Raw genomic sequence first — 20,695 nt, 5'->3', positions numbered from 1 at the left:
GTCTGAATCTAATGGATTTTTACGTAATTGATGATTTTTTTAACACAACGATGGCTACAATCTAGAAAAACAAAATCCAAGAGTGTGGCAGATGCTCAGGCGGATATCGCAGTCGCTTAAAAGGTTTTTAAAGCGCCTCATTGCAAGTAAACAGAATAGTTCTCTCAAGGGTTCGAGAGGACGCAATCTGGTGGGGGTACTACCAGAACTGACCAATGCGGATCTGGAACAATTGTTTATCCAATTGTTAGAAGGCGTGCAGCAAGCACGAGGACGACAGTGGGCATTGAGGTTTCTGCAACGGATCGAAAATCGCATTCCGGCTGAACGTTGGATAGACTGGTTGGTGATGTTTGGTGAAAGCTTGCTAGCTTCACCTACACCAAATCCTCTTTTAGCAACACAGATGGTGCAATTGGGAGAACTTGGTGTTGGCAGAATTGGAGAAGTTGCTTATGACATTGGCATTCGGCTAATGCAAAACTTACCTACAGAGATACAATATCAGGACAATCAGGCACAAGATGAGGTAGAAAGCACTCCTGGGCAAGAACTGCTCCGCGATTTGGGCGAACAGTTATGGGAGTATGATCAGCCTAATGTGGTAGAAACTACTCCAGGGCAAGAACTGATCCGCGATTTAGGCGAGCAGTTATGGGAGTATGATCAGCCTAATGTAGTAGAAACTACAACCAATGAAGAAATTCTCCCAACTTCTCCTGGACAAGAGCTAATCCGTAGCTTGGGCGAACAATTATGGGAGTATGATGAGCCAGATGTTGAACCAATAACATCAACACCCGAAAATACCTCTTTTGAGGAAAGATTGCCCGAAAACTTCGAGGAACTGGTATGGGAGTATGAAAGGGAAGACGCCCAAACCACAATACCAGAAAATATTCTTCTGCCCGCACCGGAAGATTCAATTACCTCGTTAGCCCAATTGAGGTTTGACGATGAAGAAGAAGTTGTTCAAATTACAACACCAGCAAATCTCCTTTCCACTAGACAAAAGACTGAATTAGCAACGTCTTCTTCGGTGGAAACCTGGGATAACACTTTGACGAATTTAGAGCCGAATGTGGCTAATACCTTAGATGAGTTGTGGGTAAAATTGGATCAAAGTACCAATTTAGTCCAGCAACTTGCTTCAGACTTGGCAGTTCAAAGCAGTAATTCACCTGATATTATTGAGCGAAATAACGATAATCCGATTATCCACGCTCAAGGGTGGTTTTACCAAGGTCTAAGCCAAGCGAAAACAGGTGATTTGTTAGGCGCGATCGCATCTTATGACCAAGCCATTGAACTGCAACCCGGATTCTCAGAATATTGGTTTAATCGAGGCTTAACGCTGTTCCATTTAGAACGTTTTGAAGAAGCCATCGCCTCTTACCAAACAGCCGTAGAACTGAAACCAGACTTTTACAAAGCTTGGTACAACCGGGGTGGAACTCTCGGAGAATTAGGATATTTTGAAGAAGCGATCGCTTCTTTTGAAAAAGCTATAGAAATCAAGCCAAACTACAAAGAAGCGTGGTCTAGCAAGGGTTTGGCACTGCTGAAATTAGGTTGGCTACCAGAAGCTATTGCTAGTTATGACCAAGCACTACAACTCGAACCAGAAGACCAGGAAAACTGGTATCACCGAGGCATAGCCCTAGCTGTCAGCGAACAATTTGCCGAGGCGATTATATCTTACGACAGAGCTATAGAAATTGACCCAGAGTACCACGAAGTTTGGATAGATCGGGGTGTAGTGCTGTTTAATTTAGGTAGGTGGTCAGAAGCGATCGCCTCCTGGGATAAAGCACTTTCAGTTCAAGCCGACTTCTACTTAGCTTGGTACAACCGAGGTATAGCTTTAGATAACTTAGGACACCGCCCTGAAGCGATCGCCTCCTATCGGCAAGCGATCGCCATTAAACCCGACTTCCACTTAGCTTGGTATAATCAGGCAGTAGCACTGTTTTATTTAGAACAATTTGCCGAAGCGATCGCCTGTTATGACAACGCTTTGCAAATCAAACAAGATTATTGGGAAGCTTGGATTGGTCGGGGAACTGCGATCGGTAATTTAGTAGATTCTGAGGTATTGCGGAATTTGTCGAGTAGTCTGATAGCGACAAATCCCACCTTACAACAAGGCGGCTACGAAGGAAAATTAACCAGCTACGAAGAAGGGTTAAAGCATCTGCGGACAGATACCCATCCAGAAGGTTGGGGTAGATTGCATTTTGCGATCGCTAATACCTACTACGAGCAAGGCAAAAAACATACCAGTCCCCGCGATTATTGGCGCAAAGCTGCATCTGAGTACCATCAAGCGCTGTTAACCTTGACACTAGAATATTTTCCCCAGTTGCACCTAGAGGTTTTGCAGTCTCTAAGCAAAGTGTTGATGGGTTTGGGACAAACCACACAAGTTCAAGAATTGCTGCAACGTGGGACAGATTTATTGCGACAATTACTGAGTGAAGAAACTCGCTCAGACGAAAGTAAAAAACAGCTAGCTCTAAAATTTGCAGGCTTCAATCAATTGGCAGTTGATTTAGCTGTGGAGTCTGGTGATTTAGTAGAAGCTTGGGAAATTGCCGAACAAGGTAAAAATGCTTGTTTAAACTGGCTGCTTTCTGGCTGGAATGATAATATATATTCGCCTTATTATGGCGCAATTCAACAACTATTCAATCCCACAACAGCAATTATTTACTGGCATATTAGTCCAGTTGCCCTACATACTTTCATTCTCAAAGACCAAGCACCATCACCAATTCTCCTGTTTACACCCATGCAAGATGTTGGGGCAATACCTTTAGGAGAAGACGTTATCCGTCTAAATGAATTGCCTCTACCCGAAGCAGTGCAACGCCTAATTGAATTTGAAATTTGGCTAGAAGATTGGCATCAACAATACCAAGAATATCGCAGCACAGCCCACGACAAAGAAAGTAAAAGTCAGCATTCTTGGCGAGTTGATATGGAAGAGAAACTGTTGCAACTGTATAAAATTCTGAATATTTCTACAATTGCACAGGAACTCGAAGGCATCACCCAACTGGTCTTAATTCCTCACCGTGACTTGTACAGATTGCCCATTCATACACTTTTCCATCTTTCTTCGCCATCACTAGAAGAGTTACCAAATGTGGAATCAAATTTCAGCTTTACCTATCTACCTAGTGCCCAAATAGGTTTATCAATCAGAACTGAGGATATTTGGCAGTGGCAAAATAAGTTATTGCTCAGTGTAGAATATCCTGAAAGTACAGGTTATCCTACCCTGAAATTTGCCAAACTGGAGTCTGAAATTGTTAGCCAGATGTTCAATAATATCCAACGAATTCAGGGGGCAGAAGCTACAAAAAATATTGTCGGAAAGGCCTTATCTGATAATTATAATATCTTGCATTTTACGGGTCATGTCACTAATAATCTAGCTGAACCTAAAAAGTCAGAATTGGCATTGGCAGGTGAAGACAGACTTACTCTCGATGAAATATGCCAACAAAATCTTGCAAGTTACAACCTTATTACCCTCTCTGCCTGTGAAAATTTAAGTACTAGCAACCACACTATCAGCAGCGAATATATGAGTTTAGTCAGTGGTTTTGTGAGTCAGGGCGTACCTCATGTAGTGAGTACTCTCTGGAGTGTAGAATCTTCGGCTAGTGCCTTGGTAACGATCGAGTTTTACCGACGATTACAGCCTAATAAATCAGCAGTTACTGCTTTAGCTGAAGCAATACGATGGCTGAAAGAACTAACTGCTGGAGAACTAACAAAATGGTATGAAGATATCTTGAATAATCTGCATCCTGAAGAAGTAAGAATTCAAACTTATTTAGCAACACAACTATATAGAAACAGTAAAATGGCATCAGATAAAAATCTTTATAATCATCCTTATTATTGGGCAGCATTCACGATTATGGGTAAGCCGAATTAAAATAATTCGTAATTCGTAATTTGTAATTCGTAATGAAGCTTGCAGACTCGCTACCGCTGCGTTAACGTAATTCCTAATGGGAAGGTTTATTATGCCAGATGTTCGGTTTGATAAATACTATCGTTATGAAGAACTGACAAGCATTCTACACAGTTATGCAAAGGAATTTCCCCAACTAGTACGCATAGAAAGCATTGGCAAGAGTTACGAAGGACGTGACATCTGGCTATTGACAGTTAGCAACTTTGCCACTGGCGCACATCAAGAAAAACCTGCCCTCTGGGTTGATGGCAATATTCACGCCACTGAATTAGCACCGTCAAGTGTTTGTCTATATCTCTTGCAAACATTAGTGACGGCTTACGATACTCACCCAGAAATTACCCGTTGTTTAGATACCCGCACCTTCTACATTTGCCCCCGTGTTAACCCTGATGGTGCTGAGTTGGCATTGGCTGACAAACCGAAATTTATTCGCTCTGGGACTCGTCCCTATCCTCATAATGAGGAAGGTAACGATGGGTTAGTGATGGAAGATATCGATGGCGATGGTCGCATTTTACTGATGCGAATCCCCGATGCGAATGGGGCTTGGAAAGTCTGTCCTACTGAACCCCGCCTGTTGGTGCGACGCGAACCAACAGAAACAGGTGGTCAGTATTATCGCGTACTACCGGAAGGAAATATAGAAAATTATGACGGAGTTGAGATTAAAATTCAGCGTTCTAAAGAAGGGCTAGATTTAAACCGAAATTTTCCATTTTTGTGGCGGCAAGAATCTGAGCAATCGGGGGCTGGCCCCTATCCTACATCTGAAACAGAAGTGCGATCGCTTGTTGAGTTTATCACTACACATCCTAATATTACAGGAGCGATCGCCTTTCACACCTTCAGCGGTGTTCTCATCCGTCCCTACACCCACCTCAGCGATGATGAATTCCCGGTCAATGACCTCCGCACCTATCAACGCATTGGTGCAAAAGGTACTGAACTTACCCAATATCCAGCCATCTCCGCCTTTCATGATTTCCGCTATGACCCCAAAGCCGTAATTACAGGTACATTCGATGATTGGGCTTATGAATACCAAGGTCTATTTGCCTGGACAGTAGAAGTCTGGAGTCCGCAGCGCCAAGCTGGAATTAATGATTATAAATACATCGATTGGCAGCGAGAACACTCTGTAGAAGATGACCTGAAGTTGCTGCGTTGGAACGATGAAAAACTTGTAGGTAAGGGCTACGTAGATTGGTATCCCTTCGAGCATCCCCAACTTGGTCAGATTGAACTAGGCGGCTGGGATACGATGTATGCTTGGACAAATCCACCCCCTGAGTTTCTGGAGAAAGAAATAGCCCTCTTCCCAGAATGGCTGGTTTGGCATCTGTTAATATCTCCTCGTTTAGAGATTTACGATGCCAGTGTCCATAACTTGGGTGACGATACTTATCGGGTGCAATTGGTTGTGCATAATACAGGCTGGTTGCCCACTAATGTTACCCAAAAAGCTTTAGAAAAAAAGCTAGTGCGGGGCTGTATCTGTGAAATTGAACTACCTTCTGGGGGAACTTTAGTAACGGGTAAGCCCCGTGAAGAGTTAGGTCAATTAGAGGGACGAGCCTATAAGCCTTCAACTCCCATTAGGCGGCACAGCGATCCTACCAAGGATCGGGCAAAGGTGGAATGGGTGGTGCGTGTGCCTCAAGGTAGTACAGTTAAATTGCTAGCCCGTCATGAACGTGCTGGAGTTGTTCGCACTGAATTGACATTCCCATAATTTTGACATTTAAAATTGTCAAAAATTACCCTAATACAGCTTTGTCGAAACCGATAATTACTGTTCGCCTGATTACACGCGACGAACTTCCCCAACTTTTGGCTTTATATCATCATCTAAATCCCGTTGATGCGCCTCTACCAGCTGATGATGTTTTACAATCTATCTGGGATGGGATTTTACATGATCCCCGCTTGTATTACATTGTGGCTGATGTTGATAACCAGTTAGTAGCAACATGTAATTTAACCATTGTTCCCAACTTGACGCGTGGCGCACGTCCATACGGCATTATTGAAAATGTTGTCACCCATCTCGATTATCGACAACAGGGATTGGGTACGCAGGTGCTACATTATGCCTTAGCTTTAGCATGGGAGCAACAGTGCTATAAAGTGATGCTTCTGAGTGGCTCAAAACGCGAAGAGACGTTGAACTTCTATGAAAATGCAGGATTTAAGCGTGGACTAAAAACTGGATTTGTTGCCTTACCTCCAGAAGAGTTGTAAGCAAGATTGATACTGATTAGACATCTTCTAAAAACCCTAGTTTATCTTTGGGTTCATTTTCATAAAATTGTCTTTTGGAAAAAAATAATTCTTAGGCGAAAATCTTGGCGCAATCAGGCTCGAAATTTTTGATTGCGATCGCTAATTTCCAGTTTAGTATTTGAAAATTTACCCTCAACGACAACTATCTAAAGAGTGAAAGTTTTTCTTCAAAATCCAGCCCTGAGTTAGTTGTATAATCTCGATAAAAGATTAACAATACACCATATCGCCAAGATTGATTTTATTTCTTAAATATTGCTAAAGATTATGATACATTGAGTTTGACGGCATTAACCCTCGTCGGCAATTATAAAGAGACGGCTATTAAAGCCAATTAATTTACTGCTTGACTGCAATTTTAGAACTGAATAAAATAGCCTACTTGCATTAATTCTCTTTATTGTTGCAACATTTTATATTACCACAAGAGCCATGCTTATTCTTACGTATGCTCTGCGGTTTTTTAAAAAAAATAGGAATTCGATACTATGTGTGGTGCACATGAGGATAAACGTTATGAGATGTCAGAGCAGCTACTCATAATGTTCAACGTTTTAATTTTCCAGAGCTAAAAGGTTTCATTTCTGGTTTCCATATCGAGGCGAACCAAATAATCATCTAGATATTTGTATTCACTTAGCCTTGATCCAGTATTTTCCAATCGTCAACCCAAGAAATTGAAAAGAGGATATTTCCATGTCTAGTTTGTTTCGTTGGTCATCAGCAAAGGTTACTTTGCTAGTTCTGGGAATGACAGCTGCTACAATAACTCCCATCGTAATTTCTGCCCCAGCTTTATCTCAAACTCCTGTTCCATCTGCGACACCATCACCTGAGACACCATCACCTGCGACACCATCATCTGACACACCATCACCTGCAACACCATCACCTGCAACACCATCGCCTACCTCAACAGTTAACCTGTCTGATGTTTCCTCAGATTATTGGGCGCGTCCCTTCATTCAAGCCCTAGCTGAGAATAACGTGATTAGTGGCTTTCCTGATGGCACTTATAGACCAAATCAGCCTGTAACTCGTGCTGAATTTGCTGCCTTGATTCAAAAAGCTTTCGGTAATCAAAACCGAGTTCGGCAATTAAGTGCAGGTGGATTTAGTGATGTTCCTGCTAACTACTGGGCAGCTGCTGCAATTCAAAGCGCTTACGAAACTGGATTTTTGGCAGGCTATCCTGGGAATGTATTTAGACCAAATCAAGAAATTCCCAGAGTGCAGGGGATTGTTGCTTTAAATAATGGCTTAGGTTTAACTGGTGGCGATACAAGTACTCTTACTAATTTCTACAACGATGCCTCAGCCATCCCGGAATATGCTGTTAATAGTGTGGCAGCAGCGACAGTAGGTAATCTTGTTGTCAACTACCCGGATGTAAAACAGCTCAATCCACAACAGTCTTTGACTCGTGCTGAAGCAGCAGCACTTTTATATCAAGCTTTAGTTAAAACAGGACGGGCACAACCTATTGCTAGCAATCTTCCAGCTAGTCAGTACGTTGTAGCTGGAACTCCTGTCAGTACTGATATTGTTTCTCTGGCAGCATCGAGTAGTTCTTTTACAACTCTGACTTCTTTATTGAAGACAGCCGGTCTAGCAGATGTTCTTCAACAGCCAGGCCCTTATACAGTCTTCGCTCCCACCAATGACGCATTTGCTGCTTTGCCTGCTGCTACCTTACAACAGTTAGAGCAACCAGAGAATAGAGAAGCGTTAGTTAAGATTTTGAGATATCATGTGGTTCCCGGTGCGGTAACTGCTAGTCAACTCTCGACAGGGGAATTGACAACCGATGAAGGAAGACCTGTAAATGTTAAAATCGATTCCGCAAACAGTCAAGTCTCGGTGAATAATGCCAGAGTTCTCCAGGCGGACGTGAAAGCTAGCAATGGTATTATCCATGCAATTAACCAAGTCCTGATTCCGCCTGATGTTAACATCAGTCAGTTAAATCAGCCGCCAGGAAGTACAACACCTGATGTTAACGTAGGTAGAAGTACTCGTGGTGGCAGAAGCTATATCGGAGTTGGTGGTAACATTGGTTTGAGCGGCGATGATACAGCTCTGAGCGACACTAACTTTACAGTGATCAGCAAACTTGGTCTGACAAACAATATATCAGTGCGACCATCGGTGATCTTTGGGGACGATACAATATTTCTAGTTCCTGTGACTTTAGATTTTTCTCCCCGTAGAGCAGGTTCAGTGGGTGAAAGAACCTTTGCTATATCTCCTTACATCGGTGCGGGTGTAGCAATTGAAGCTAATACTGATACTGATATTGGATTACTGTTAACAGGTGGTGTAGACCTTCCTCTGGGTTCTAAACTTACGCTAACAGGTGGTGTAAATGCTGCTTTTGTGGATGATACTGATGTAGGACTACAGTTAGGAATTGGCTATAACTTCTAAGTAAATAGAAGTAGAACATGTGATAAGGGCGCACAGTTAGTTGTGCGCTCTTGCTGTATTAAGGTCGCTTGATTGCTAAAGTAAGTCCATCGCCGATGGGGACAAGGGAGAGGCTAATGCGTTCGTCATGATGTAACTTCTCGTTGAACGCCCGGATTGCTTGAGTGCTTTGATTTTGATTTTGCTCGTCAGCGACTTGTCCAGACCATAAAACATTATCAATCGCAATCAATCCACCTGGACGCACTAATTGCAGCGATCGCTCATAATATCCATCAGAATTTTCTTTATCAGCATCAATAAAGGCAAAATCAAAAGTCTCGGCTTGCCCAGTTGCTAATAACCGATCTAAAGTTTCCAAAGCTGGTGCCAATCGGAGATCGATTTTATCAGCAACTCCAGCTTCTTGCCAATACCGCCGAGCGATCGCAGTAAATTCTTCACTCACATCACAAGCGATAATCTTGCCATCAGCCGGCAGTGCCAAAGCTACAGAAAGTGAGCTATAACCCGTAAATACTCCAACTTCTAGGGTTTTCTTCGCTGCAATTAACTGCACCAGAAGGCTCATAAACTGCCCTTGTTCTGGTGAAATCTGCATTCCACTGCGGGGATGGTTTGCGGTTTCTTGGCGCAACCTCCCAAGAATCTCTGGTTCCCGTAGCGAAACAGATAAAAGATAATTGTAGAGTTGGTTATCAAGACCTATAGACTGTTTTGGCATGATAGATGAGAGAATTGAGAGAAACTACAGTTATACTATCGCTGATAAGTGGAATCTCAGGAATAACATGGTGCGGTTAGTTTTGACAGCGATATTGCTGGTGCTAGTAACAGCTTGTGGCAGTATTGGACTGCTACCGACTAGCGATTTAGTGCAAAAAGCGATCGCATTTGGGCTAGAACAAACTCAACAAAAACTTAGCCAACAGTTGGATTTAGATTTTCAAGGATTTGAAATCAAGCGGTTATCAATTACCCAGGAACAACCCCTGACGATTGACAATTTACCAGCTTTCCGCGTTCGGGGAACCTACGACTTGATTGTTAAACTGCCAAAACGGCGCTTGACGCAACCAAAAAAAACCTTTGATATTTATCTCCAAATTCAGCAAGAAGGTAAAACTTGGCGATTGCTGCTTCCAGAAAAAGGTAGTAAAAACACTCAATCAATTTGGCGTAGCTATCTCATCCAATAATTGGTATAACAAGTTCGCTATTCACCCAACAATTGAAATATCAACAGACGGACGTAATTTTGCACAAACTGACAAAACTTGATGAATTTCATGCGTTAAAAACTGATCAAATAGTTCCTTATCTATCCTGAGATCGGAGTCCAGCGTAGGAAAAGCTTGTTGATATAAAATGTAATCGAATCTTGATGCCCATTTTCTTGCTCCTAATCGCGCTGTTATCGAGCAATTATCAACCATAAAGGCGATGCCTTTGTGGTGCATATAGGGATTAAGAGAATCCACGCTTTCAATAATGGATTCATTAGCGATTTCTGAGTAGGAGTGCCCTTTTTCTTGAAGTAAGTCTACCTGAGCCATCATTGTGGCAATATAAATGCCTGCGGTGATGGGATTAACGGCAATATTTTCTGGATGTCTTTTAGCACGGACACTAGCGCCAACTTGCCACATTTGGGTTCCATCAATATTTTTCATAGGATAGCGTTGATGCCGATGTTCTGCTTCAATAACACTCTTGATTTCGCTTCCAGAAGCAACATCGTCATATATCTCCATCAAAATTTCAAAAGCAGGATGATAAGCAGCAGAGTAGGCTTTCTTAAAAGCTTCCTGATCTGTTTCATTTAAAAACTCGTAAACAGACAAAATTCCCTTTTGGGAAATCAGCTTAGTAATTGGGCCAGTGAGAGATTCCACACTCTTAGTAAACGCACTTTCTTTAGAGAATCCTTGACCAATAAACCAACGGTAAAGACTTTCTACAATCCCGTGAACTGCTCCAAGTAACACGCCTCTTTCTCCAAAGATATCAGACTTATATTCTTCTTCAAGCGTAGTTTTAAATGTAACAGGTGAACCGATAGCAATTGACCATCCAAGTGCGTAATCTGTTGCTTTGCCGTTAATATCTTGATGAATGGCAAAGCTAGAATTAATGCCAGCCCCATTCACTTCTTTACCTTGCTCATAAAGTCTCCTAACTGAAAGGCCCATCCCTTTGGGACATACGGCAATCACGTTAATATTTTCCGGAAAATCTTTACCAATACTTTTGAGGTATCCCAACAAAAATCCATGAGATAAGCCGAGTGTAGAACCTGGACAAAGAGACTCAAAAATTCGCTCTATATTGTTAGCTTGTGCAGCATCAGAAATGAGAAGTATGGACAATTGTGAAGACGAAAGCACTTCATACATCTCTCCCAATGTGCCATCCTCTGTGGTAAAGCCAGCTTTTTGAGCTAATGGAATAGAAGTCGAATTTTCTCGCAGACCTATTTTGACTTTAAGATCAGTTCCCCTAAGAGAATCTCTTAAATTCTGTGCTTGGGCAGAACCTTGAGATGACCAACCTATGACTCCGATTTGCCCAATACCTGCAAATGCTTTGGGTAAAAGTGGAAAAAGATGATGCCCTCCCCGGATGATATATTCTTGTGTATTTGCTAAAAGAATTTTTTCTTTTTGAAATATCTTGGTGTTGAAGTGCAAACTACTCATAGACTTATTACTACAGTGCTATATTTCGCAACGACTAGCTAATACATTAGATGCTAGCTGTCGCCCTGTCCAACACATTTTTTACAGGTAATTAACACTTAAAAAGTTCAAAAAATGGAGCTAAGGCATTTACGCTACTTTGTCGCAGTTGCAGAAGAATTACATTTTGGTCGAGCAGCCCAAAGACTCCATATGGCGCAGCAACCTCTAAGTCAACAAATACGCCAATTAGAGGCAGAATTGGGTGTCTCACTATTCCACCGCACCAAGCGTCAGGTTCAGCTTACAGAAGCAGGAAAAGCTTTTTTGCACGAAGCGCGTCAAGTTTTGGATAAAGCATCTCACGCAATAAAAGTGGCAAGACTTGTTGCACAGGGAGAAATTGGGCGACTTGCTGTGGGTTTCTCTGGTTTTGCAACTTATAGCATTTTGCCGAAAGTTCTTCGGATATTTCGAGAGCGTTTCCCTAGCGTGGAATTGGATTTAGAGGAAATGACAACCAGCGCCCAAGTACAGGCTTTACAAAACCGTCAAATTCATCTTGGGCTGATGATTCCCCCTGTAAATGATGCGTCTCTAAGCTTGTCTATGATTCTGCAAGAACCATTTGTGGTGGTTTTGCCAGAGTCTCATCCTCTAGCTAAAAAGCCGGAATTAACTTTGTCCGCCTTAGGCAATGAATCTTTTATTTTGGTGTCGCGTCATTTAGAACCCGGCTACTATGATTTATGTATCAGTTTATTCCAACAAGCTGGTTTCAGTCCTAAAGTCGTTCAAAAAGCAAGCCATAAGCAAACAATACTCGGTCTTGTCTCTGCTGGTATGGGTGTTTCCCTTGCTCCTGCATCAATTCGTAATATCCACAGGACAGGGGTTGTTTATACCAATCTCAACACGTCAATAGCAAACGTGGAGCTTGCAGCCGTCTGGCGACAAGATGAGTCATCACCTATATTGCAAACATTTATTGAGATCATTAAAGAAATTGTTCCTCAGAATTGATTTATGGTTGACCTATTGAACATCAGAATTTTTGAATTGTGAATTACGTACAATAAGATATGTGCTACGAAAAAAACTATCATAAGCATTCTGAACCCAAGAAATTTTGAGGTTTGAATTCCGCACAGTGGGATATGTGCTACTCAAAAAACCATCACAAGCATTTACGTATAACTGCTAGGGTAGAGTCACGATCGAGGTGATAGTTTCATCGGAGACAGGGTAAGATGTATATCAACTTTTTCATCGGTTCCATTATTGGAATTGTGGTTCCGGTGCTGGTGGCTTTTGGCTTACTGCAATGGTTGCACATACCTACAGGTAATTTTCTTGACTGGGTGATTGGTGGTGCTAGTTTTTGGTGGCTGTTGGTAATTGTTACCGTACCGTGGAATGTGCATTTTCAAGCCAAAGAAGTCTTAGCAGAAGCAGCACAATCAACTGAGAAAGGCATTCCAGTTGATGAGAAACAAGTGAAGTATGTCACAGTGTTGGCAAAGCGATCGCTCTGGGTTGCCATTGCTTTACACTTATTCTCAGCCGTTGGTCTTTATACTCTTGCTGCCACTGGTATTAGTACGGTTGGATATATAAGTTCTGGTGCAGCTTTGTTATTAACAATTCTGCGTCCTGCGATTCGCGCTTATGAGTATTTATATGCGCGGTTAGCGATGATTCGCCAAGAATGGAAGTATCCGCGCGAAGATATTTTTGAACTGCGCGATCGCTTCTCTATATTGGAACAAAAAATCCAGTCATTGGAAGATCAACTCAACCCAGAACAACCCTATTCATTATCCGCAACTCAACAACGCTTTAGTGAAGAGACTCGTAGAGATTTAGCTCGAATTGCCGCTAATTTAGAAGAATTACGGGCGACAAATCAAACGGAACATGAGCGTTTGGGGAGAGAAGCCAGAAATGCGATCGCGCAACTTTCCACCGATGGGCAATTTCTCGATCATGTCCGCGAAATTATTCGATTTTTTAAGACCGCTTAATTATTATTCTCATAGCTAGCTGAATTTTAAATTTTGGATCGTGGTAGTGAATATTTATCATCCAAAATTTAAAAAGTTTCTTCAAAGAAGGTTAATGAGACTCTACAAACAGAAAAGTAAGTTTTATAAACATTGTATATTTGGGCATACAATGTTTATTTTTTTTAGAAAAAAGGAAAAAATTATAAATGTTTGATTCTCTGATCTTAGTTTTTATATTAGGCATGATTATCCCTTTTTTTCTTGCTCAGATTATGCCAAACAGCAAGTGGCTAATAGGTTATGCTGTTTGTTTTGGAATTTTTGTTCTTTTTATACATTACGAGCACTTGACAACGCCAAGCGAGCGAAGAGGAAATGGTTTTGTCTACGCCTGGGCAGTACTTATGACTCGTTTAATTTATACATCAGGAAGTGTGGGAATAATCAACAGGGCTGTTGTATTAGCCTATAAGTCAAGAGGATATAAAATCAATATATGGTTCATAGTTAATATAATTTTTCTTGATTGGATGCTTATTTATATCGCATTAAAGATGTGGTAAATTTATTTCTACCTGGTTGAAAATGCACTATTGAGGCTCATCGTGTACCTAACTAGAACAGGAAAGGCTATAGTAAAGCTTACATAACTTCAGGAGTACTCACGGTGAATCAGATACAACTGACTTTAACTATTGGTTACTTATTAATGACATGCTATTTTTTAACTAATTGGTTAATATTTTCCCTACGTCATTTTGCTTCCAATCCAGAAGATAAATTTTTATCGATTGTGATGTTTGTGGTGACAACTATCTTCTGGCCTCTGATGATTCCGATGTCTTGTTTAGAAATGGTTCAACAAAAGCGAATAGACTTTAGTAAAATGATTCCTGTTATTTTAGTAATATTTGTATTTAGTATTTCATATTATTTAACCGAATAATTTATAATTCCTCCTCACAAATTGCATAGATATTAAAGAGAAGCCGGAGGTTTAACTTGTTACCCTCCGGCTTCTTTGTGCAACACACTACCTTAACTTCTTAGGCGGTGTATTTATTGCATTTGGAATTTCCTAACGGCGTCTGCTGCCAAAACCAGTTGAGCGGCGGGGTGCTGAACTACGCCCACTACCAAAACCACTACCAGAATTGCGTCTGGGTGAGGTGGCTCTGCCAGAAGGTTGCAAGGTACTACCACCAAAACCAGAACCAGAAGGACGGTTATTACCTGTAGTGCTACGCGGTGCATTGCGTATATTTGAATTTTGAGGATATGACCTTCTAATTGTCCCTGTATTGCGGAACGCAGTGCGATTTGTCACGGCTGCGGGTGGCGCATTATAGCGAGTTTGGTAGTTTTGAACTGCTTGGCCATAGCTTCCACCATATCCACCGAAGCCACTTAATCCTTGTCCTGATTGATAGACAGGGGGTACATAATACTGGGGTCTAAACAACAGACTACCAATCGCCTGACCTGCCACAGCACCAGCCACAGACCCAGCAAATGGTGCCCAGAAGTTATTTTCTCGACGGACTACAACCGTCTCTTGTTGTCCTGTTTGGGGATTAGTTTTATTCTCGGTAACGTTATGGACGTACTCAATTTTAAAGTCTTCCGTCAAATATAAAATCGGTTGTCCTTTTTCTACCTTTAGATAGGTTTTCTTACCCTGCTTGATTTCATCATCAGTTAACCGTGCCATTTGCAAATTTTCGGTTGCAAAGGTTGGGGGATTATTGTTAAGTAAAAACAAGCTATACTCACCAGTTGCATCGTCATAAGTAGCTTGTTGTATTTGATACTGCCCATCACTGAGTTTTGTGTTAGTAGAGGTTTGGCTAACGTTCTTAGCTGGAGGGGTAGTGGTATTTTGCTCTCCTCCCCCACAGGCTACAGTTGTCAGGCACAAACTCATAGCTAAAAAAACGGCTGTAAATTTACGCACTATGGTCATGATCATTGGATTATTGTCCTATCTCCAAGCTTAACAATTTCTCGATGTGAGTAGTAAGTACGGACTACCCAACAGATTACAAAGGAATCAGTTCTGGGTAATATTGCAACAGCTGATCGCTAGTTAGTTCATCGCCTAACTGTGCTGGAGAGAAATGCACTTGGATTGCCTTCAATCTATGTTTATAATGCAAATTTATCAATGCTTTCAATCCTTCCTTGAGTGCCTGAACGTTAGAAAGGTCGGTTTCCAAATCTGGTACTTCTCCTTCATAAGCTACTGTAATCATCACAATCACGTTGCGGGTTACAGGTATGGATAAAGGTTCATTCAATCCAGAGTTAGAGGCATAATCTGGTTCGCTGAGATATCTTTCGGCAGAGTCAGTAAATAATTCATTCACGTAATCTCCTGCCTCACCTTCATTCCAAAATACGTCACCTTCGTTGGCAGCAGAAAGCCAATATTCATCATATTGCAGCAGGGTTTGGCTAATTTCTACCAATCCTTCTCCTAAAACTTCTAAATCGCCATCGGCATCGATCGCATCCCGTCCAGCATTATTTAATACTCCCAAAATTGGCGCTACCTCACCTCCCCCTAAGTGCAGAAATAAGCGAAACACTACATAGCGAGTTCGACCAATCATTTTATTAAAGATATTGCTCATTTTTTCCTCCAAAATTTTGTTTTTTGTCATTTGTCATTTGTCATTTGTCATTAGTTCAATGCCCCATCCCCATAACTAATGACTAATATAATGAAATCCTTTGACAAAATCTATAATAATATCTAATGAAGGTAATATACTTTTTGTTGAATCACTGGACATATCATAAGCTGAAGCATTAAGAGCAGAGCGATTAATAAATCTTTTCCCAAAGTTGGGATGGTCATAAACAATCAAAGTGTGGGCACTGGAATTCGTTAAAACTATTTGGGCTGGGGCTTTACAAAAATTTAATTTTGCGGCTACTTCGATATTTTTTTTCATCTGTTTAATTGTTGTAGCCTGATTCATAGCTTGTTCAAAAAGAGTATTTAATTGTTTTACTATATGAGGCGATTTTAAGTTTTGGTTTGCAACATCACTGTTAATCATTTGCACTATACTGGAAATATTCTTTTGAGTAGATGCTGCATCTAGAAAGGGAAGAATGACAATGTAAGCAGTGGGAAATAATGCTTCGTCGCTATCTACATGAAAGGTGAAAATAGTCCGACGACGGCCACTTTCGATACTTGGAGGTTGTTTCAACCCTCGATATTCTTGAGCAATTTGGTAGTAAGCGCCAGCGATCGCAAAATTGGCTTCGTGTTCTAGGGCTGCATCAACTATAATCCGAATTGTTGGCGGTGTTTCGTTAAAAAAATCTCGTGACTCTTCAGAATGGAAGTTTTGGACAATGGAGCGATCGCCAGCTGGGCTAAGATCGACCCATTCACAAACCATGCCTTCGGTTTTTAAACCAAACCTGGAGGTTGCATAAAGCTTGGCTCCTGTTAAAGTTGCTCCTGTTAAGTCAGCACCGATCCATTCTGCTCTAATTAATTTTGCCTGAGTTAAATTGGCGTGGACTAAACTTGTATTTGTTAAATTGGCATTGCTTAAATCTGCGCCAATTAAATCAGCCCCGCTCAATTTTGCACCGCTCAAATCTGCCCACCGAAGATTTGCGCCGCTCAAATCAGCCCCACTCAAGTTAGCATGGCTGAGATTGGCTTGTCTGAGTTCGGCATCTCGCAAATTTGCCCCGCTCAAGTCAGAACGACTCAGGTCACTGGCGTTTAAGTTAGCCATCTCCAAGTTGGCTCCTGTTAAGGAAGCACCTTTCAAGATAGTCTCACTCAAGTTAGCGTGACGGAGATTCGCTTGGCGGAGTGTCGCCTCTCGCAAATCAGCACTGGTGAGATCGGCCTCCAACAAATCAGCGCGACTGAGGTCAGCGCGAATTAACTCAGCGCGGATTAATGAAGCTCCTCTGAGTTGAGCGCGACTGAGATCCGCTCGAATCAAATTAGCGACGTTGAGACTGGCGTTGTTGAGGATGGCGCTGCATAGATTTGCGCCACTCAGTCTGGCTACATTCAGCTTGGCATTGCTCAAGTTAGCTTCACTCAGATTCGCGCCACTCAGGTTGACTATACTCAAATTAGCATCGCTCAGATTCACCCCACTGAGTTTGACCCCACTCAGGTTGGCTTCTGGGAGGTCAACACCACTAAAGTTTAAGACTCCTGCTGCGTATTGTTCCAGTAATTCCTCTACAGTCATTGATGCTACCCCTTGGATACCAACTTTAATAGTTGGTAAAGTCATAAAAAACGGAATGTCAAAATCAAAAATGAATATTGGAATTTTAGGATTGGGATTGATAGGCGGATCTTTGGGCTTTGATTTGCGATCGCAAGGACATCATATCTTAGGAGTTAGTCGCCGTGAAGCTACCTGTCAAAAGGCAGTTACCCTCGGCAGTGTCGATGAAGCATCAGTCGATCTGAGCCTGTTAGCAGCCGCAGAAGTTGTATTTATTTGTACACCTCTAGCCCTTATTGTGCCCCAATTTGAACAGTTAGTCGCTCATTTGCCTACCGCTACAGTCGTCACTGATGTGGGTTCGGCGAAAGCACAGATAGTCAAGGATATTTCTCCCCTTTGGGATAATTTTATCGGCGGTCATCCAATGGCGGGAAGAACAGATAGTGGGATAGAAGCTGCACAGCGAGATTTATTTGTTGATAAACCTTATGTATTAACACCGATAACGACAACCCCAACTACAACAATTACAGTTGTGGAAGAAATTGTGCGATCGCTAGGAGCTAATATCTATTTTTGTCAACCAGAGCAACATGATCGCGCTGTTAGTTGGATTTCCCATTTACCTGTAATGGTCAGTTCCTCGTTGATTGCTGCTTGTTTGAGCGAAACTGACCCCGATGTTTTGCAATTAGCCCAAAAGTTAGCCAGTTCAGGTTTTCGGGATACTAGTCGTGTGGGTGGTGGGAATCCAGAGTTGGGCGTGATGATGGCGCGGTATAATCGTCAAGCATTGCTGCGATCGCTGCAACAATATCGTCAAAACCTCGATGAGTTGACTAACTTAATTGAGCAAGAAAATTGGGCAGTTTTAGAGGAAAAGTTCAAATCAAGGCAACAGGCACGACCTGATTTTGTTTAATAGTTGTCAGGTGCGTTTAGCTATGGATAACGCACCCATTTTTTAATTTAGTGAGTTAATTAATAAAGTTTGTTGGCTGCTTTTTTGTCAAAACAACTCTCCACAGCTACTCAGGAATTCCAACAATATAAATCTTTAAAAATGCTACTCAACAGTCTGATAGTCACCAAACCGATGTACCATACAGATAAATTTACAAAAATCAACAATGGTAGAACGTCCAATCAAAAAATCGGAACGTCAGTCTCAAGGAAGCACTGACAGCAATTCCGAAAATTCGGATTCTGTAACCCCTATTGAATCCAACCCCAAAAGCTCAAAACCGAGCCGCGATCGCTCATCTGACAAAGGTAAAAAAGCATCATCATATAAGGATGAAAGCAGACAACCGGTGAATCCTGCACTAGCGCGTGGCCCAAAACCCGTTAAACCTCCAGCCCCCAAAGTTAAAACAGAAGAACTTGAAACAGAATCAGAATCTATCTCTGAGGAGTCTCAAGAGTAACATTACAAGTGTTGTTGTGTGTGATGTGGGAGGCTATAAGCATATAAAGACTGGGATTTCTGGCTCCGAAGGCAGCGATCGCGCCCCCCATCACCATTAAGTTATTTTTAGCGATCGCATCTCTCAGAGAGTTCCTGTATGTCAAATGCGCGAATGGGTAGGTGTACAAATTCCACAGCCATAAAAAAGTGCTTATATCTCAATACCAGCAAGCATTTCACCTTACTTATCACCCAATTATCATCCGCGCAATCTCTGAAATGCTCACAAAAACTAGGGTGTCAGCCTTTAATTTTTCCCGGCACTCTTCCCAAAGGAATTCTCTAATGCTATGATTGCTCCAGAATCGCGCAACCGCACCTTGAAAACTAAATATAGCTTGGCTTTCACGCTCCCGCTATTGCAATTTATCAAAATCCCTATTAGGGATTGAAACTTTACGCAACAACTACGTAGTCGACTCCAAGACTAATTGCAATTTATCAAAATCCCTATTAGGGATTGAAACCACACCATAAAGTGATTCAACTGATAAATTATCAAATTGCAATTTATCAAAATCCCTATTAGGGATTGAAACCTGGCTTTGCTATTCTCTCAACTTTTGACTTTACAGAACATTGCAATTTATCAAAATCCCTATTAGGGATTGAAACAAAGCCAAACATTTTTAACTAGGGGATTGGGTATTAAGATTGCAATTTATCAAAATCCCTATTAGGGATTGAAACACGTACAATATCGCAGTATAAAATGTACGCCCTACTTTATTGCAATTTATCAAAATCCCTATTAGGGATTGAAACTGAGCCAAGCGATCGCGCCAATCTTCAATCTTTGCTAATTGCAATTTATCAAAATCCCTATTAGGGATTGAAACATCGTGAAATACCATTGTAATCTCAGCTAACTTTGGAATTGCAATTTATCAAAATCCCTATTAGGGATTGAAACAGAGCAACAAACTTTTATCCCAGTCGATAGAGCTATTGCAATTTATCAAAATCCCTATTAGGGATTGAAACATAGATAGAACTCTTTGGGAGACCTGGGAGATTATTGCAATTTATCAAAATCCCTATTAGGGATTGAAACACTGAGATATTTTTGGCTCCATGCTTGGCAAGCATTGCAATTTATCAAAATCCCTATTAGGGATTGAAACAACGCCTCTCCCACTTTTGCAGCTTCATTTTTTACATTGCAATTTATCAAAATCCCTATTAGGGATTGAAACATATCGCTTCTTTACTTGTTATCTACTTCCTATTTTGATTGCAATTTATCAAAATCCCTATTAGGGATTGAAACGGCTCACATATATGACGATACTTGGAGTAACGCTGAAGATTGCAATTTATCAAAATCCCTATTAGGGATTGAAACTTGATGGCATTAACGACATATCGGGACAAACTCTGATTGCAATTTATCAAAATCCCTATTAGGGATTGAAACGCGAGTTGTGATGCTTGGACTAAAACCGTCTGTAATTGCAATTTATCAAAATCCCTATTAGGGATTGAAACAGTTTACCTACGCACTGATTCAGTACTAATTACAGATTGCAATTTATCAAAATCCCTATTAGGGATTGAAACTTGTACTTAACCCTTTGTAATCCTGGCACGACTAAGAATTGCAATTTATCAAAATC

At 41.4% G+C, this 20,695-nt stretch carries 16 protein-coding genes and 1 CRISPR repeat array (1 of these 17 running past the window's edge); of the genes, 11 read left to right on the top strand and 5 right to left on the bottom strand.

All coding sequences use genetic code 11. The features are described 5' to 3' along the window. Positions 1 to 91: 91 nt before the first annotated feature. The 4 genes from HWQ58_RS04945 to HWQ58_RS04930 all read left to right on the top strand — a co-directional run bounded on the left by HWQ58_RS04945 (position 92) and on the right by HWQ58_RS04930 (position 8,704). On the top strand, positions 92 to 3,949 hold the full coding sequence (locus HWQ58_RS04945; RefSeq protein WP_292858537.1) for a tetratricopeptide repeat protein: 3,858 nt from the start codon (positions 92 to 94) through the stop codon (positions 3,947 to 3,949). Between the two features lie 91 nt (positions 3,950 to 4,040). Further along, positions 4,041 to 5,726: a M14 family metallopeptidase gene (locus HWQ58_RS04940; RefSeq protein ID WP_292858534.1), complete on the top strand. Its 1,686-nt coding sequence runs from the start codon at positions 4,041 to 4,043 to the stop codon at positions 5,724 to 5,726. A gap of 2 nt (positions 5,727 to 5,728) precedes the next feature. After that, complete coding sequence (locus HWQ58_RS04935; RefSeq protein WP_292858531.1) at positions 5,729 to 6,235, top strand: GNAT family N-acetyltransferase; 507 nt, start codon at positions 5,729 to 5,731, stop codon at positions 6,233 to 6,235. Between the two features lie 738 nt (positions 6,236 to 6,973). After that, positions 6,974 to 8,704, top strand: a complete 1,731-nt coding sequence (locus tag HWQ58_RS04930; protein WP_292858528.1) for a fasciclin domain-containing protein — start codon at positions 6,974 to 6,976, stop codon at positions 8,702 to 8,704. 58 nt (positions 8,705 to 8,762) lie between these two features. Here HWQ58_RS04930 and HWQ58_RS04925 read toward each other — a convergent pair whose 3' ends face one another. After that, the gene (locus HWQ58_RS04925) at positions 8,763 to 9,428 is read right to left on the bottom strand and encodes a class I SAM-dependent methyltransferase (protein WP_292858525.1); all 666 of its coding nucleotides are present in this window, start codon (positions 9,426 to 9,428) and stop codon (positions 8,763 to 8,765) included. Positions 9,429 to 9,495: 67 nt separating this feature from the next. On the opposite strand from HWQ58_RS04925, the gene HWQ58_RS04920 reads away from it, so the two are divergent. Further along, on the top strand, positions 9,496 to 9,903 hold the full coding sequence (locus tag HWQ58_RS04920) for a hypothetical protein (RefSeq protein ID WP_292858769.1): 408 nt from the start codon (positions 9,496 to 9,498) through the stop codon (positions 9,901 to 9,903). 21 nt (positions 9,904 to 9,924) lie between these two features. On the opposite strand, the gene HWQ58_RS04915 is transcribed toward HWQ58_RS04920, so the two are convergent. Next, a complete protein-coding gene (locus HWQ58_RS04915; RefSeq protein WP_292858523.1) occupies positions 9,925 to 11,403 on the bottom strand; it encodes a ketol-acid reductoisomerase in 1,479 nt (492 codons plus the stop codon). A 114-nt stretch (positions 11,404 to 11,517) separates the two neighbouring features. Between HWQ58_RS04915 and HWQ58_RS04910 the strand changes: the two genes are divergently transcribed. The 4 genes from HWQ58_RS04910 (at position 11,518) to HWQ58_RS04895 (ending at position 14,334) form a co-directional block, all read left to right on the top strand. After that, on the top strand, positions 11,518 to 12,405 hold the full coding sequence (locus tag HWQ58_RS04910) for a LysR family transcriptional regulator (RefSeq protein ID WP_292858520.1): 888 nt from the start codon (positions 11,518 to 11,520) through the stop codon (positions 12,403 to 12,405). Positions 12,406 to 12,632: 227 nt separating this feature from the next. Beyond that, positions 12,633 to 13,406, top strand: a complete 774-nt coding sequence (locus HWQ58_RS04905; RefSeq protein WP_292858518.1) for a hypothetical protein — start codon at positions 12,633 to 12,635, stop codon at positions 13,404 to 13,406. Positions 13,407 to 13,594: 188 nt separating this feature from the next. After that, positions 13,595 to 13,951, top strand: coding sequence for a hypothetical protein (locus HWQ58_RS04900; protein WP_292858515.1), 357 nt, complete (start codon positions 13,595 to 13,597; stop codon positions 13,949 to 13,951). A 146-nt stretch (positions 13,952 to 14,097) separates the two neighbouring features. Then, positions 14,098 to 14,334, top strand: coding sequence for a hypothetical protein (locus HWQ58_RS04895; protein WP_366837367.1), 237 nt, complete (start codon positions 14,098 to 14,100; stop codon positions 14,332 to 14,334). A 132-nt stretch (positions 14,335 to 14,466) separates the two neighbouring features. Here the strand turns inward: HWQ58_RS04895 and HWQ58_RS04890 are convergent, their stop codons facing one another. The 3 genes from HWQ58_RS04890 to HWQ58_RS04880 all read right to left on the bottom strand — a co-directional run bounded on the left by HWQ58_RS04890 (position 14,467) and on the right by HWQ58_RS04880 (position 17,626). Next, positions 14,467 to 15,357, bottom strand: a complete 891-nt coding sequence (locus HWQ58_RS04890) for a hypothetical protein (protein ID WP_292858509.1) — start codon at positions 15,355 to 15,357, stop codon at positions 14,467 to 14,469. Between the two features lie 70 nt (positions 15,358 to 15,427). Then, a complete protein-coding gene (locus HWQ58_RS04885) occupies positions 15,428 to 16,021 on the bottom strand; it encodes a DUF1517 domain-containing protein (protein ID WP_292858766.1) in 594 nt (197 codons plus the stop codon). Between the two features lie 75 nt (positions 16,022 to 16,096). Then, positions 16,097 to 17,626 carry a pentapeptide repeat-containing protein gene (locus HWQ58_RS04880; RefSeq protein WP_292858764.1) on the bottom strand — a complete coding sequence of 510 codons (1,530 nt, stop codon included), beginning with the start codon at positions 17,624 to 17,626 and terminating at the stop codon, positions 16,097 to 16,099. 70 nt (positions 17,627 to 17,696) lie between these two features. Between HWQ58_RS04880 and HWQ58_RS04875 the strand changes: the two genes are divergently transcribed. Both HWQ58_RS04875 and HWQ58_RS04870 read left to right on the top strand, forming a co-directional pair. Further along, positions 17,697 to 18,533, top strand: a complete 837-nt coding sequence (locus tag HWQ58_RS04875) for a prephenate/arogenate dehydrogenase (protein WP_292858762.1) — start codon at positions 17,697 to 17,699, stop codon at positions 18,531 to 18,533. A 208-nt stretch (positions 18,534 to 18,741) separates the two neighbouring features. Next, a complete protein-coding gene (locus HWQ58_RS04870) occupies positions 18,742 to 19,038 on the top strand; it encodes a hypothetical protein (protein WP_292858506.1) in 297 nt (98 codons plus the stop codon). Positions 19,039 to 19,437: 399 nt separating this feature from the next. Then, positions 19,438 to 20,695: direct repeats of the CRISPR family, unit length 37 nt; unit sequence ATTGCAATTTATCAAAATCCCTATTAGGGATTGAAAC (it continues 163 nt past the right edge of the window).

Source organism: Nostoc sp. LPT, assembly GCF_017115165.1.
Classification (GTDB): domain Bacteria; phylum Cyanobacteriota; class Cyanobacteriia; order Cyanobacteriales; family Nostocaceae; genus Nostoc.
This window is presented reverse-complemented; position numbering and strand designations above follow the sequence as displayed.